Here is a 13,406-nt window from a genome sequence, read left to right as displayed (position 1 = left end):
CGGGCTACTTCACCCTCTCGCGGCCGGTGGCCGCGGCGAGCTGCCGCGCGGCCGAGTCCAGGGCGGCGCGCGGGTCCTTGCCGCGCAGCATCACGCCGGTGACGGCGGAGACCATGATGTCGGTGGCCTTCGCGTCGTCCTTGTTGTACTCGACCGGCGGGATGTTGCGGGCGAGCCGGGCGAACACGTCGAGGGCCGCCTGCCCGCCGAAGTACTCCTGCTTCGTGCTCAGGTACGGGTCGTCGAGCGCGGGCAGATAGGCGGGGAAGAGGCCCTCGCGCTTGAGCATGGAGACCTGGTTGGCCTTGCCGGTGAGCAGGAATTCGATGAACGCCCAGGCGAGGCGGGGGTTTTTGCTCTGCGCGGGGACGCAGAGCGTGGAGCCGCCCATGTTGGACGTACGGATGCCGTCGCTGGTGAAGCCGGGCAGCGGCACCACCCCGAACCTGCCCTTCAGCTCCGGCATCTCGTCGGTGAGCGTGCCCGTCCACCAGGCGGCGGTGGGTGTGGTGGTGGCCTTGCCCTCCTTGGTGCCGGTGACGAGTCCGTCCCAGCCCTTCTCGTAGTCGACGAGACCCTCGTCCTGCAAGGTCTTCATCAGGGCGAGGGCCCGCACGGCCTCCGGGGTGTCGACCGCGACCCGGCCGCCCTTGAAGTAGTACTGGCCCTGCTGCTGGAGCAGCATCGGCAGGATCCCGGCGTCCGTGGAGTCCATGATGAGCAGCTTGCGGCCGGTGGCCTTCTTGATGCGGACGCCCGCCGTCACGTAGTCGTCCCACGTCACCAGCGACGCGGGGTCCACTCCCGCGGCACGGAAGTGGTCCCTCCGGTAGTAGAGCGCGCAGGGGCCGATGTCCCAGGGCAGGGCGAAGACCGCGCTGTCCTTGCCGGTGACGGTGCGCCAGGCGGCGCGGTCGAAGTCGCCTCCGTAGCGGCCGCCGAGGCTCGTCAGGTCGTAGAAGCCGCTGGGAAAGTTGCCGGTGAAGCGCGGCATGTGACTGCCCGAGACCGTGAGGACGTCGGCAAGACCCGAGCCGCCGCGCAGGCCCACAATGATCTTGTCGTAGGCGTTGTCGTAGCCGATGTCGACGACGTCGACGGTGGTGCCGGGGTGGCGTTCCTCGAAGGTGCGGGCGAGGCGCTTCATGGCCTTGGCGGCCACGTCCCACGACCAGACGGTGACCTTTCCGGTGACCTTGCCCCCTCCGTCGTCCTTCCTGCCGCCGATGTCGCGGGCCTCGCCGCCGCCCGCGCCGCCCATGGCACATCCACTGACCAGGGACGATGCCGCGGTCGCGAAGCCTGTTGCCAGAACAACCCGTCGGGTGGGTCCTGTTGACACTCTTGCCTCCTGGAGCCTGAATGCCTAATGCTGTATTCAGAACACTGAATGACGGAGCCTGCCGTCAAGAGGTGTACACCCAAAGACTTTTGCTGCTGTGGTCCACGACCGACCCACTGGTCGGCTCACGCGAAAGGCGCGGCATGACGTCACCCCAGGACTCCGTCCACCCCTACGCCCATCCCTACATCCCGAACGCCGTTCCGGCCGTGCGGCAGGCGATGCTGGAGGAGATCGGCGCCACGGGCGTCGAGGACTTCTACGCCGACATCCCGGACGGCATCCGGCTGCACCGCCCCCTGGATCTGCCGGCCCCGCTGCGTTCGGAGGCGGAACTCACCCGCCACATGGAGGAGTTGCTCGCCCGCAACACCTCGACGCGGCAGGCGCTCAGCTTCCTCGGCTCCGGCTGCTACCAGCACCACGTACCGGCGGTCGTGGACGAGGTGGTCAACCGCAGCGAGTTCCTCACGGCCTACGCGGGCGAGCCCTACGAGGACCACGGCCGCTTCCAGGCGCTGTGGGAGTACCAGTCGATGATGGCCGAGCTGCTCGATGTCGAGATCGTCAACGTCCCGGTGTACGACGGCTTCCAGGCCTCGGGAACCGCCCTGCGCATGGCCGGCCGGATCACCGGCCGCCGCCGTGTGCTCGTCGCCACCGCGATCGACACCGACAAGCTCTCCCGCATACGTGACTACGTGCGCCCCGACCACGAGGTGACAGTCGTCCCGGTCGATCCGGAGACCGGTTGCGCCGACCTCGAAGCGGTGCGTGAGGCGCTCGCCGCCGGCGACACCGCGGCGGTGTACGCGGACACGCCCTCCGCGCTCGGCATCGTCGACGAGGCGCTCCCCCGCCTCGCCGAACTCGCCCATGACGCGGGGGCGTTGTACGTGGTGGGCTGCAATCCGCTCACGCTCGGCGTGCTCGCACCGCCCTCCGCGTACGGCGCCGACATCGCGTGCGGCGACATCCAGCCGCTCGGCCTGCACCAGAGCTTCGGCGGCGGCAACGCGGGCTTCATCGCCACCCGCGACGAGGAGCGGCTGGTCGCCGAGTACCCTTCACGCCTGTTCGGCCTCGTGCCGACGACCGTCGAGGGCGAGTACGGCTTCGGCGACGTCGCCTACGAACGGACCTCGTTCGCGCTGCGCGAGGAGGGCAAGGAGTGGGTCGGCACGGCCGCCGCGCTGCACGGCATCGGGGCCGGGGTCTATCTCGCGCTGATGGGACCGCAGGGCATGCGGGAGATCGGCGAGACGATCCTCTCGCTCACCGCGTACGCCCGCAGGTGCCTGGCCGAGGTGCCCGGCATCGAGGTCCCCTACGGCGACGCCCTGCACTTCGCCGACTTCACCATCCGCTACACGGGCGGCCGGACCGCCGCCGAGATCCGCGCCGAGCTCAAGGAGCGGGGCATCTTCGGCGGCACACCGACCGGCACGCACGAGGCCTCGTTCTGCGTCACCGAAGTCCACACCAGGTCCGACATCGACCGGCTCGCCGCGACCCTGAAGGAGATCGTCAAGTGACCGCCTCGCACGCGCCCGTGTCCGTCTCCCCGGAGGAAGCGCGCATCGCCGGCAAGCCGCGCCTGCGCCGGTTCCAGCAGGCGTCCTGGGACGAGAAGCTGATCTTCGAGCTCGGTTCGCCGGGCGAGCGGGGCGTTCTCGTCCCGGCCGCGGACCCGTCCCTCGGCATGCCCGCGATTCCCGCCGCGCTGCGCCGCGCCGAACCGCCCGCCCTGCCGGAGATGTCCCAACAGCAGGTTCTGCGCCACTACTTGCGTCTCTCGCAGGAGAACCTGGGAGCCGATCTCAACATCGACGTCGGCCAGGGCACCTGCACCATGAAGTACAGCCCCAAGGTCAACGACCAGTTCGTCCGCGATCCGCGGATCGCGGCGCTGCACCCCCTCCAGGACGAGGACACGGTCCAGGGCGTCCTCGGGATCATCCACAGCCTGGAGCAGCTCCTGAAGGAGATCTCCGGCATGGACCGGGTCTCGCTCCAGCCGGGCGCGGGCTCCGCCGCGATCTACACCAACGTGGCGATGATCCGCGCCTACTTCGCCGCGCGAGGCGAAGGGGAGCAGCGCGACGAGGTCATCACGACGATCTTCTCCCACCCGTCCAACGCGGCCTGCGCGAAGACGGCGGGCTTCAAGGTCATCACCCTCCACCCGGACGCGGACGGCTACCCGGACATCGAGGCCCTCAGGGCGGCGGTCGGCCCGCGCACGGCGGCGCTCCTCATCACCAACCCCGAGGACACGGGCATCTACAACCCGCGCATCGAGGAGTTCGTACGGATCGTGCACGAGGCGGGCGGCCTGTGCTCGTACGACCAGGCCAACGCGAACGGCATCCTCGGCATCACACGCGCCCGGGACGCGGGCTTCGACCTGTGCCACTTCAATCTCCACAAGACGTTCTCGACTCCCCACGCGTGCGGCGGACCGGCGGCGGGCGCCTGCGCGGTCACCGAGGAGCTCGCCCCGTATCTGCCGCGCCCCACCGTCGAGCTGGACCCGGAGACCGGCGCCTACCGGCTGGACGACGACCGGCCCGAGTCGGTCGGCAAGATGCGGCCGTTCTACGGCGTCGTGCCGAACCTCGTCCGCGCCTACGCGTGGATCATGTCGCTCGGCGCCGAGGGCCTGCGGGCCGCCGCCGAGACGGCCGTCCTCAACAACAACTACCTCCTCCACAAGGTCCGGCAGATCCCGGGCGTCTCCGTCCCGTACGCCGCGGGGCGCCCACGCGTCGAGCAGGTCCGCTACAGCTGGGAGAAGCTCCACGAGGACACCGGCCTGCACTCCGAGGACATCGGCCTGCGCGCCGCGGACTTCGGTACGCACTACTGGACCAGCCACCACCCCTACGTGGTGCCGGAACCCATGACGCTGGAGCCGACCGAGTCCTACACGCGCGCCGACCTCGACGAGTACGCGGCGATCCTCGCGGAGATCGCCCGCGAGGCGTACGAGGACCCGGAGACCGTACGCACGGCGCCGCACCGTTCGACCATCCACCGGGTACGCCCTCAGGCCCTGGACGACCCCGCGACATGGGCGGTCTCCTGGCGCGCCTACCGCCGCAAGGTGCTGGGCGAGGCGGGCCGCCGGTGACGAGGATCGGCCTGGTGGTCAACCCGGTCGCCGGGCTCGGCGGCCGGGTGGGCCTGGGCGGCACCGACGGCCCGGACCGGGCCCGCGCGGCACTCTCGCTGGGCGCACGCCCCCTGGCGGGGGCGCGTGCCGCCGCGGCCCTGGGCGAACTGGCGGCGCGTGCGGGCAAGCCGCCCCGGGCCGGGTGCCCCGCGCCGGGTTCCGGGCTCCTCGTCGTCACCGCCGCCGGTCCCCTGGGCGCCGACTCCGTCGCCGCCGCGGGGCTTGCGGGGCAGGTCGTGTACGCCGCCGGGGCCGGGCGGGACACCTCGGCCGAGGACACGGCCGCCGCGGTGCGGGCCGTCGTCGCCGAGGGCGTCGACCTCCTGCTCTTCGCCGGCGGTGACGGCACGGCGCGGGACGTGCTCGGCGCCCTCGGCGACGTACCCTGCCCGGTCCTCGGCGTACCGACCGGCGTGAAGATGCACTCGGCCGTCTTCGCCGTCAGCCCGCGCGCCGCGGGCGAGGTCGCGGCGGCGTGGCTCGCCCGCACCGGAAACGTCCGGCTGCGGGACGCCGAGGTGATGGACCGCGACGAGGACGCCCTGGGCGAGGGGCGCGTCACCTCCCGGCTCTTCGGGTGGCTGCCCGTCCCCGACGTACCGGTCCGGGTGCAGCAGCGCAAGACCGGCAGCACCGCCACCGCACCGGATGCCGTCGGCGGGATCGCGGCCGAGGTCGCCGAGCGCGTCGGGGCCGGACTGCTCGCCCTCGGCCCCGGCAGCACCACCCGGGCGGTGGCGGCCTCGCTCGGCGCGGACGTCTCGCTCACCGGAGTCGACGTGCTCGCCCTGCGGCCGGGCCACCCGCCCCGGACCGTGGCACGCGAGGCCGGCGAGGACGCCCTCCTCGCGCTCGGCCCTGCCTGGATCGCCCTCTCCCCCATCGGCGGTCAGGGCTTCCTCCTGGGCCGCGGCAACCAGCAGATCTCGCCGCGCGTCCTGCGCGCGGCGGGCGGCCGTGAGCACCTGCTCGTGCTGTGCACCGAAGCGAAACTGGCCGCGCTCGGCGGCCGCCCCCTTCTCCTCGACACCGGCGACGACGCGCTCGACGCGGAGCTGTCCGGCCATCTTCCCGTCATCACCGGCAGGCGGCGCACCTCGCTGTACCGCCTGGCCGGGTGACCCCGTACCCCCCGACATCCCGACCCAGGACAGAAGGAGCCCAGGATGATCTCCCTCGACGGCAAGCGCGCGATCGTGACCGGCGGCGGAGCCGGCATCGGCCGCGCCACCGCCCAGGTACTCGCCGAGCTCGGCGCCAGCGTGGTGATCGCCGACATCGACACGGACGGCGGCGAACGCACCGCGAAGGACACCGGCGGGACCTTCGTGCGCTGCGACGTGTCACGGCGCGAGGACTGCGAGGCCGTCGTGCACACGGCGCAGGAGCGGTTCGGCGGCGTGGACGTCCTGTTCAACAACGCCGGCATCATCCGCCGCTCCACGGTCTGCGAGATCACCGAGGACGACTGGGACCTGGTGATGGCCGTGAACATCCGCTCGGTGATGCTGATGAGCCGCCTCGTGATCCCCGGGATGGCTGCCCGGGGCGGCGGTTCCATCGTCAACACCGGCTCCGGGTGGGGCATCCGCGGCGGTGGCCGGGCCGTCTCGTACTGCGCCTCGAAGGGCGCCGTCGTCAACATGACCCGCGCCATGGCCATCGACCACGGCCCCGACAACATCCGCGTCAACTGTGTCTGCCCCGGTGACACGGCGACCGGAATGCTCGCCGAGGAGGCCCGCCAGCTCGGCGAGAGCTCCGACGCCTTCTACGCCGACGCCGCCGACCGGCCGCTCGGCCGGATCGGGCAGCCCCGCGACATCGCCCAGACCGTGGCGTTCCTCGCCTCCGACGCCTCGGCGTTCCTGAGCGGAGCGGTCATCCCGGTCGACGGCGCCGGTACCGCGTGACTTTCCGGTAGCGGATAATCGACCGGACCGAAGGGGAGGGCAGCCTCACATGCCAATCGAAAACCGCCCGCTGCGCGAACAGGTCAAGGAGGAACTGATCAAGCGCCTCGGGCGCGGCACGATCGCGACCAACTCGCCGATCAACGAGGGGCAGCTCGCCACCGAACTCGGCGTCAGCCGCACTCCGCTGCGCGAGGCACTGATCACGCTGGAGCGCGAGGGTGTCATCACCAGCGAGCGGGGCAAGGGCTTCCGCTTCACACCGCTCAGCGCCCAGGAGTTCCGCGACCTGTCCGCGATCGTCGCGACGCTGGAGGCGCTCGCCCTGGAGTCCAGCGATCCCGAGCACCTGGCGGCGACGGCCCCCCGCCTCCTGGAGGAGGCGCGCGCGTTCTCGGCCCCGCAGGCGCCGCACGACGTCATAGAGCGTTACGACGACGCGTGGCACGACCTGCTCCTGTCCGGCTGCACCAACGACCGCCTGATGAAGCTGATCACCTCCCTGAAGGTGACGATGCACCGCTACGAGCGGGTGGCCCTGGGCGACCAGGACATCCTGGAGCGATCCGCGGAGGAGCACGAGCGGATCGCCGAGTGCCTGCAACGCGGCGACCTGGACGCGGCCGTCGCGGCGCTCAAGGAGAACTGGAACAGTGGGATGCACCGGATCCTGGAGCATCTGAAGGACTGACACCGCACGGGGGCGGTGCGGATCGGGCCGGGGCCTTGACCCGCACCGCCTCTTCGGGGTCCGATCGCGGTCGACCCGCCGCACGACCCAGGGACTGTGACCGCATGACTCTGCAGATCAGCGCCACCAACCCCGAACACCCGGCCCTCCTGCTCGAACTGCCCTGGCACATACCCCTGGAGCAGTGGCCCGACGAGTACCTCGTGCCGCTCCCCCGCGGCATCTCCCGGCACGTCGTGCGCTACGTGCGAGCGGGCGAGGAGACCGTGGCCGTGAAGGAGCTCGCCGAGCGGCCCGCGCTGCGCGAGTACGAACTCCTGCGTACGCTGGACCGTCTCGGAATACCGGCCGTCGATCCGCTCGCCGTGGTCACCGGACGGACCGAGGCCGACGGATCGCCGCTCGAACCCGTCCTGATCACCCGCCATCTGGGCGGTTCGCTGCCCTACCGGTCGATGTTCGAGACGACCATGCGCCCCGGCACGGTGCACCGCCTCATGGACGCCCTCGCCGTCCTCCTCGTCAGGCTGCATCTGACGGGGTTCGCCTGGGGGGACTGCTCGCTGTCCAACACCCTGTTCCGGCGGGACGCGGGCGCGTACGCCGCCTACCTCGTGGACGCCGAGACCGGGGAGCTGCACCCCCGGCTGAGCGACGGGCAGCGCTCGTACGACATCGAGCTCGCGCGGGTCAACATCAGCGGCGAGATGCTCGACCTGGAGGCGGCCGGCGCGCTGCACCCGTCCATCGACCCGATCGCGTTCGGTCTGGAGATCGAGGAGCGCTACGGGGCGCTGTGGACGGAGCTGACGCGCACCTCCGTCTACCCGGCGGGCAAGCACCATTACATGGAGCGCCGCATCCGCCGTCTCAACGACCTGGGCTTCGATGTCGCCGAGATGCAGATATCGCACTCGGACCACGGGAACACGGTCACGTTCGTGCCCAAGGTCGTGGACGCCGGCCATCACCAGCGCCAACTGCTGCGCCTCACCGGGATGGACGCCGAGGAGAACCAGGCGCGACGGCTCCTCAACGACCTGGAGAGCTGGATGGCCACCCAGGACGACTACGCCCCCGGCGACCGGCACGGCGCCCGCACCGAGGTGCTGGCCCACCGCTGGGTCCGCGAGATCTTCCGCCCCACCGTGCGCGCGGCGCGCGACCACGTGCCCGCCCGGATGGACGCGGCCGAGCTCTACCACGAACTCCTCGAACACCGCTGGTACCTGTCCGAGCGGGCCCAGCACGACATCGGACTCGACGCGGCGGTCGAGGACTACGTCAGGAAGGCGGTCACACCGGACGACGGCTGCGCATAGGCTGCCCTCCCGGAGAGGTGCGCCGGCAGGCCGGACATGATCCAGACAAAGGACCCCAGGAGCCGCCCCGTGTTCTACCAGGTGCTCAAGTACGTCATCATCGGGCCGCTTCTACGGTTGTTCTTCCGCCCCAGGATCGAGGGCCTGGAGCACATCCCGGAGGACGGCGCGGCCATCGTCGCCGGCAACCATCTGTCGTTCTCCGACCATTTCCTGATGCCCGCGATCCTCAAACGGCGCATCACGTTTCTCGCCAAGGCCGAGTACTTCACCGGGCCGGGAGTGAAGGGGCGGCTGACCGCCGCCTTCTTCCGCGGCATCGGGCAGATCCCGGTGGACCGCTCCGGCAAGGAGGCGGGGCAGGCGGCGATCCGGGAAGGGCTCGGTGTGCTGAGCAAGGGCGAACTGCTGGGCATCTACCCGGAGGGCACCCGTTCGCACGACGGCCGGCTCTACAAGGGCAAGGTGGGCGTGGCCGTCATGGCGATCAAGGCGCAGGTGCCCGTGGTGCCGTGCGCGATGGTGGGTACGTTCGAGATCCAGCCGCCGGGGCAGGTCGTCCCGCGCATCAGGCGCGTCACCATCCGCTTCGGTGAGCCGCTGGACTTCTCGCGCTATGCCGGTATGGAGAACCAGAAGGCCGCGATCCGGGCGGTCACCGACGAGATCATGTACGCGATCCTGGGGCTCTCGGGTCAGGAGTACGTCGACGAGTACGCGGTCAAGGTGAAGGCCGCGCAGGCCGAACAGGACGGGCCGTCGAAGAAGTTCCCGAAACTGCGACGCCGACGGCGGATCCGCGCTCGGTGAACGTCGCCCGCACGGGCGGCCGCCCGGCCCTAGCGTGGCCCTCATGAGCAAGGGAAACGCATGGGTTCTGGGTGCGACGGGACAGATCGGGCGAGCGGCCGTGCAGTCGCTCGTCGAGGACGGCTGGGAGGTGACGGCCGCCTCGCGCGGCGGCGGCCGGGACGCGCGGTGGGACGAGGCGGTGCGCACGACGGCCCTGGACCGGGACGCCGACGGGGCGCTCGCGGCGGCGCTGGGCGACGGCTGCGACGTACTGGTCGACATGGTGGCGTACGACGCGGGTCACGCCCGTCAGCTGACCGGTCTCGCGGACCGGATCGGTTCGGCGGTGGTGATCTCCAGCGGCGCGGTGTACGAGGACGACCGGGGCCGCAGCTTCGACACGCAGGGCGAACCCGACGGTTCGCCGCACTACCCGCTGCCGATCCCGGAGTCGCAGCGCACCCTGCCGGCCGGCGACACGACGTACGGGACGCGGAAGATACAGCTGGAGCGGGATCTGCTGGCGGCCGGGGAGGCGCTGCCGGTGACGCTGCTGCGGGCCGGGGCGATCCACGGCAGGTACTGCCGCTCGCCGCGTGAGCTGTATTTCGTGAAGCGGCTCCTGGACGGCCGCGCCCGGCGGGTGCTCGCGTTCGGCGGGGAGTCCCGCTTCCACCCGGTCCATGTCTCCAACCTGGCCGAGCTGATCCGGCTGGCCGCCCTGCGGCCCGGTTCGCGGGTGCTCAACGCCGGGGATCCGCAGGCGCCGACGGTCGCGGAGATCGGCGGGGCCGTCGATGCGGCGCTCGGCCGCACGACGGAGACCGTGCTGATGGCGGGCGCGCCCGGAGAGGACGGCGTCGGTGGCACGCCATGGAGCAGCGCCCACCCCATCGTGTACGACATGACGGCCGCCGAACGAGAGCTGGGGTACCGGCCGGTCACGGACTACGCGCGGTCGCTTCCCGGGACGGTCGAGTGGATCGCGGCGCAGCTGGAGGGCAGGGACTGGACGGAGGCCTTCCCCGCCATGCTCCGGGCGTACGGGAAGAAGCTCTTCGACTACGCGGCGGAGGACGCCTGGCTGGAGGCGCACGACCGGAAGGCGTGAGACACGGCCCGGCGGTGTTCACCCCGCCGGGGCGTCGAGCAGTTCGTCCAGCGCCTCGCCCAGGACACGGCGCAGCAGGCGTGCATCGGGGGCGACGAGACCGGAGCGAGCTTCCTTCCGCTGGTGATCGTCGGCGTCCTTTCGGGCTCGGCGGTCACGCTGCTGCGGCTGCGCGGGGGCCGGGCGGCGGTGACGCTGATCGGGGCGGCCACGACGGCCGGGATCGGCGCGGCGGCGCTCACCGACAACCGGCTCGGCGTGATCACCGGCAACTGGTGGGCCGAGGCCGGGACGCCGGGACTCACCGTGCCGGCCATCGGAGGGACGGTCGCGGGGCCGGCCGCACTCGTCGGCCCGCCCGGCATCGGCGTCGGCGCCCTGCTGATGGTGCTGCTCGGCAGCCCCTTCTCGGGCGTCACCGGCGCGCCCGAACTGCTGCCCGAACCGGTCGGTGCGATCGGACAGCTGATGCCGCCGGCGGCGGGCGGCTCACTGCTGTGGTCGGTCGCGTTCTTCGACGGCCGCGGCGCGGGCGGCCCGCTGCTCACCCTCGCCCTGTGGGCGGCGCTCGGACTGGGCGCGGCGCTCATCGGCGGTCGACGCCGCGCACAGCCCCCGGTCGCGCTTCCCGCGAGTACCCGGGAGCCGGCACTGGCGGGCTGACCCCGGCCCGGAGATGCCGGGTACCCCCGTCGCAGTGGACGGGGGTACCCGGCTTTCCCGTGTCATGGGCCGACGGCGCGGCGCTCAGCTGCCCGGCTCGTGGTGTCCCCTGTGTTCCGCCGCGATACCGAAGCGCCGCCGTTCGCCGGGAGCGGACACCGAGGAGCCGATCGAGGAGACCGAGCTGATCACCTGCTCCTCGGCAGCCGCCTCACCCTTCTCCAGTCGCTCCAGGTCAGCGGCCGAGACGAGCGCCACCAGCGGCTTGCCGTGCCGCGTCACGACGACGCGCTCACCGCCGTAGACGACACGGTTGATCAATTCGGCGAGCTCAGCTCGGGCTTGCGTCACCGGAATCTCGTAGGCCATGCTCCCTAGCATATGTAATGTCCACCTGGTCCGCCGTGGTCCGTGGCGACAGCGATTATCCAGGTCAGATGCTCTCGCGTGCTCCCGTGCGCTCTCGTTTGTGAGAGACGTGTGAGACGAGGTGAGACGGAGAGTTTTCTGGTCGCACTGAATCGTGGCGGGTCTCCGGCGCGACGGAACGCCCCGCTCGGCGGGCCCGCACGGAGCTCCTGCCGGGCGGGTGCCTGCCCGTCGACGCACCGGGGGCTGGGCGGAGATCCGCCCAGCCCCCACACTCGTACGGCGTCGTGCCCGGACTGTCCCACGCCGCTGGCATCCACGTGACGCCCCGGACAGCGGAGGCCAGGATCGTCGACATCCTCGGCCGGGTCGTGTCCACCGCATCCGTCGCACTGCCCGAGGAATCGGCGAAGTCCTCGTGCCGCACCGTCCACGAGGCGTTCGCCTCGACCCTCGGCCGGACGGGCCTGACACCTCGCCGCATCCACCGCACCGTCATCGGCATGCCGAGCCCGGTGGGCCGCGACGGGGCGGTCTGGTCAAGACCCCGGGCCTGCCCAGGTGGGAGACGCCCGCAATGCTGGCGCTGCTGCGGAAGGCCCTGGGCACCGCGCGAACCTGGCCGCGATGGCAGAGCAGCAGGACGAGCGCGGGACCTTGGCCGAGAACTTCGCCCTGCTCTGGGTGGACACGGGCGTCGGTTCCACCGTCGTCACTGGCCAGGACGAGCGTGGTACGCGCCGAACGCCCCCGTACGTCGTCAGTCGACTCCCCCACGCCACTGCTGTCACCGCTGCTCAGACCTTCCCGTGATGCTGTCAGACCAGATGTGGGGTGGGCGGTGGTGAAGCGGGCTTGATCGGATTGTGCCCGTCGACGGCGCGAGGGGCGCGATCCACGCATCCCGTTCACCCCGGCCCGTAACGAAACCGGTCACACCCGGGACAACTGACCGCCCGTCATCGCCTCGCGCACGCCTGAGAGTATGGGGAGCCACCGCTGCCCCACCTCCTGGAGTACGACATGCCCCGTCGCGATCTCATGCTCCTGGTCTCCCGCGCGCCGGACGGGGCAGAGCCGGGAAAGCCGTTCGCCGGGACCACCGATGCGTCGGTGGCGGTCGCCGCCGCGTTCGCACGGCCGGCACGGCTTCCGCGGCCGACCGCGCCGGACGCGCTGCCGCACCGGACAGGTCCGCGCCCGGACCACTGACTCGGGATGTCGGACGACCCGCAGCACGCGGGCCGTCGCGCACGCGGTCATCCGCTCGCCGGTTCCTCCCCTCCCCCGGTCGCCGAAACCCTGACGACCCACCGCTCCCCACGATCCCGGAGACACCGCCATGCCACGCGTCCTCCTCGTCGAAGACGACCCCTCCGTGCGCGAGGGCGTCGAGATCGGGCTGTGCCAGCGCGGGCACCAGGTCCACGCCGCCGTGACCGGCGAGGCGGGCCTTGAGGCGCTGGGTGCCTTTCGCCCCGACATCCTGCTGCTCGACCTGATGCTCCCCGCGATGAGCGGCGTCCAGGTGTGCTCCCGGGTACGCGAGACCAGCCAGTTACCGATCATCATGCTGACCGCGCGCGGCGACGACGTCGACATCGTCGTCGGCCTGGAGGCGGGCGCGGACGACTACATCGTCAAGCCCGCCCGCACCGAGGTCATCGAGGCCCGCATACGTGCCGTGCTGCGCCGCGCCGAGAGCCCGATCGACGCAAGGCCCGCCGTCGAGCACCACGGTGAACTCGACATCGACCGCGCCGGTCACACCGTCCTCAGGTCGGGCGCCCCGGTCGCCCTCGCGCCCTCCGAACTGAAGCTGTTGCTGCACCTGTCCGCGGTACCGGAACAGGTCTTCAGCCGGCAGCGGCTCCTGAAGGAGGTCTGGGATCACAGTTTCCACAGCGACATCCGCCTGGTGGACGCCTGTGTGCGCCGACTGCGCGCCAAGATCGAGGATCCGTCCCGCGATCCTCGCTACATTCAGACCCTGCGGGGCTACGGCTACCGCTTCGGTCCGCTGTGAGG

At 71.4% G+C, this 13,406-nt stretch carries 13 protein-coding genes and 1 pseudogene; 12 read left to right on the top strand and 2 right to left on the bottom strand.

The genetic code is table 11. The features are described from left to right. Positions 1–4: 4 nt before the first annotated feature. Positions 5–1,261 (bottom strand): sugar ABC transporter substrate-binding protein, encoded by a 1,257-nt coding sequence (locus tag OG611_RS22080; protein ID WP_266422825.1) that lies wholly within the window; start codon positions 1,259–1,261, stop codon positions 5–7. A 224-nt stretch (positions 1,262–1,485) separates the two neighbouring features. On the opposite strand from OG611_RS22080, the gene gcvPA reads away from it, so the two are divergent. From gcvPA to OG611_RS22035, 9 genes and pseudogenes are all read left to right on the top strand, one after another. Then, positions 1,486–2,877, top strand: a complete 1,392-nt coding sequence (gcvPA, locus tag OG611_RS22075) for an aminomethyl-transferring glycine dehydrogenase subunit GcvPA (protein WP_266422823.1) — start codon at positions 1,486–1,488, stop codon at positions 2,875–2,877. Continuing rightward, positions 2,874–4,475, top strand: coding sequence for an aminomethyl-transferring glycine dehydrogenase subunit GcvPB (gcvPB, locus tag OG611_RS22070; RefSeq protein ID WP_266422820.1), 1,602 nt, complete (start codon positions 2,874–2,876; stop codon positions 4,473–4,475). Before gcvPA ends, gcvPB begins: the two co-directional genes overlap by 4 nt. Continuing rightward, positions 4,472–5,638 (top strand): ATP-NAD kinase family protein, encoded by a 1,167-nt coding sequence (locus tag OG611_RS22065; RefSeq protein ID WP_266422817.1) that lies wholly within the window; start codon positions 4,472–4,474, stop codon positions 5,636–5,638. The genes gcvPB and OG611_RS22065 overlap by 4 nt, the downstream gene beginning before the upstream one ends. 45 nt (positions 5,639–5,683) lie before the next feature. Continuing rightward, positions 5,684–6,430, top strand: a complete 747-nt coding sequence (locus tag OG611_RS22060) for an SDR family NAD(P)-dependent oxidoreductase (protein ID WP_266422814.1) — start codon at positions 5,684–5,686, stop codon at positions 6,428–6,430. A 49-nt stretch (positions 6,431–6,479) separates the two neighbouring features. Further along, positions 6,480–7,121, top strand: coding sequence for a GntR family transcriptional regulator (locus OG611_RS22055; protein ID WP_266422811.1), 642 nt, complete (start codon positions 6,480–6,482; stop codon positions 7,119–7,121). A gap of 104 nt (positions 7,122–7,225) precedes the next feature. Further along, a complete protein-coding gene (locus tag OG611_RS22050) occupies positions 7,226–8,443 on the top strand; it encodes a DUF4032 domain-containing protein (RefSeq protein WP_266422809.1) in 1,218 nt (405 codons plus the stop codon). Between the two features lie 69 nt (positions 8,444–8,512). After that, positions 8,513–9,253, top strand: a complete 741-nt coding sequence (locus OG611_RS22045) for a 1-acyl-sn-glycerol-3-phosphate acyltransferase (protein WP_266422806.1) — start codon at positions 8,513–8,515, stop codon at positions 9,251–9,253. A gap of 43 nt (positions 9,254–9,296) precedes the next feature. Then, positions 9,297–10,346: an NAD(P)-dependent oxidoreductase gene (locus tag OG611_RS22040; RefSeq protein ID WP_266422803.1), complete on the top strand. Its 1,050-nt coding sequence runs from the start codon at positions 9,297–9,299 to the stop codon at positions 10,344–10,346. 102 nt (positions 10,347–10,448) lie between these two features. Next, a pseudogene (locus tag OG611_RS22035) lies at positions 10,449–11,009 on the top strand (ABC transporter permease); the annotation flags it as partial. Between the two features lie 84 nt (positions 11,010–11,093). Here OG611_RS22035 and OG611_RS22030 read toward each other — a convergent pair. Then, on the bottom strand, positions 11,094–11,378 hold the full coding sequence (locus OG611_RS22030; protein ID WP_266422801.1) for a type II toxin-antitoxin system Phd/YefM family antitoxin: 285 nt from the start codon (positions 11,376–11,378) through the stop codon (positions 11,094–11,096). 627 nt (positions 11,379–12,005) lie between these two features. Between OG611_RS22030 and OG611_RS22025 the strand changes: the two genes are divergently transcribed. The 3 genes from OG611_RS22025 to OG611_RS22015 all read left to right on the top strand — a co-directional run bounded on the left by OG611_RS22025 (position 12,006) and on the right by OG611_RS22015 (position 13,404). Further along, positions 12,006–12,191, top strand: a complete 186-nt coding sequence (locus tag OG611_RS22025; protein ID WP_266422799.1) for a hypothetical protein — start codon at positions 12,006–12,008, stop codon at positions 12,189–12,191. 210 nt (positions 12,192–12,401) lie between these two features. Then, the gene (locus tag OG611_RS22020; protein ID WP_266422797.1) at positions 12,402–12,590 is read left to right on the top strand and encodes a hypothetical protein; all 189 of its coding nucleotides are present in this window, start codon (positions 12,402–12,404) and stop codon (positions 12,588–12,590) included. A 130-nt stretch (positions 12,591–12,720) separates the two neighbouring features. Then, positions 12,721–13,404, top strand: coding sequence for a response regulator transcription factor (locus OG611_RS22015; protein WP_266422794.1), 684 nt, complete (start codon positions 12,721–12,723; stop codon positions 13,402–13,404). Positions 13,405–13,406 lie beyond the last annotated feature (2 nt).

Source organism: Streptomyces sp. NBC_01363, from assembly GCF_026340595.1.
Lineage (GTDB): Bacteria > Actinomycetota > Actinomycetes > Streptomycetales > Streptomycetaceae > Streptomyces.
Note: the sequence above shows the minus strand (reverse complement) of the source record. Positions and strands in the feature narration are given on the sequence as shown.

Excerpts from the sequence above, each read along its gene's own strand:
- gcvPA (WP_266422823.1), top strand. The coding sequence starts at position 1,486 with ATGACGTCACCCCAGGACTCCGTCCACCCCTACGCCCATCCCTACATC.
- OG611_RS22060 (WP_266422814.1), top strand. The coding sequence starts at position 5,684 with ATGATCTCCCTCGACGGCAAGCGCGCGATCGTGACCGGCGGCGGAGCC.
- OG611_RS22050 (WP_266422809.1), top strand. The coding sequence starts at position 7,226 with ATGACTCTGCAGATCAGCGCCACCAACCCCGAACACCCGGCCCTCCTG.
- OG611_RS22015 (WP_266422794.1), top strand. The coding sequence starts at position 12,721 with ATGCCACGCGTCCTCCTCGTCGAAGACGACCCCTCCGTGCGCGAGGGC.
- OG611_RS22020 (WP_266422797.1), top strand. The coding sequence starts at position 12,402 with ATGCCCCGTCGCGATCTCATGCTCCTGGTCTCCCGCGCGCCGGACGGG.
- OG611_RS22030 (WP_266422801.1), bottom strand. The coding sequence starts at position 11,378 with ATGGCCTACGAGATTCCGGTGACGCAAGCCCGAGCTGAGCTCGCCGAA.
- OG611_RS22025 (WP_266422799.1), top strand. The coding sequence starts at position 12,006 with ATGGCAGAGCAGCAGGACGAGCGCGGGACCTTGGCCGAGAACTTCGCC.
- OG611_RS22055 (WP_266422811.1), top strand. The coding sequence starts at position 6,480 with ATGCCAATCGAAAACCGCCCGCTGCGCGAACAGGTCAAGGAGGAACTG.
- OG611_RS22040 (WP_266422803.1), top strand. The coding sequence starts at position 9,297 with ATGAGCAAGGGAAACGCATGGGTTCTGGGTGCGACGGGACAGATCGGG.
- OG611_RS22080 (WP_266422825.1), bottom strand. The coding sequence starts at position 1,261 with ATGGGCGGCGCGGGCGGCGGCGAGGCCCGCGACATCGGCGGCAGGAAG.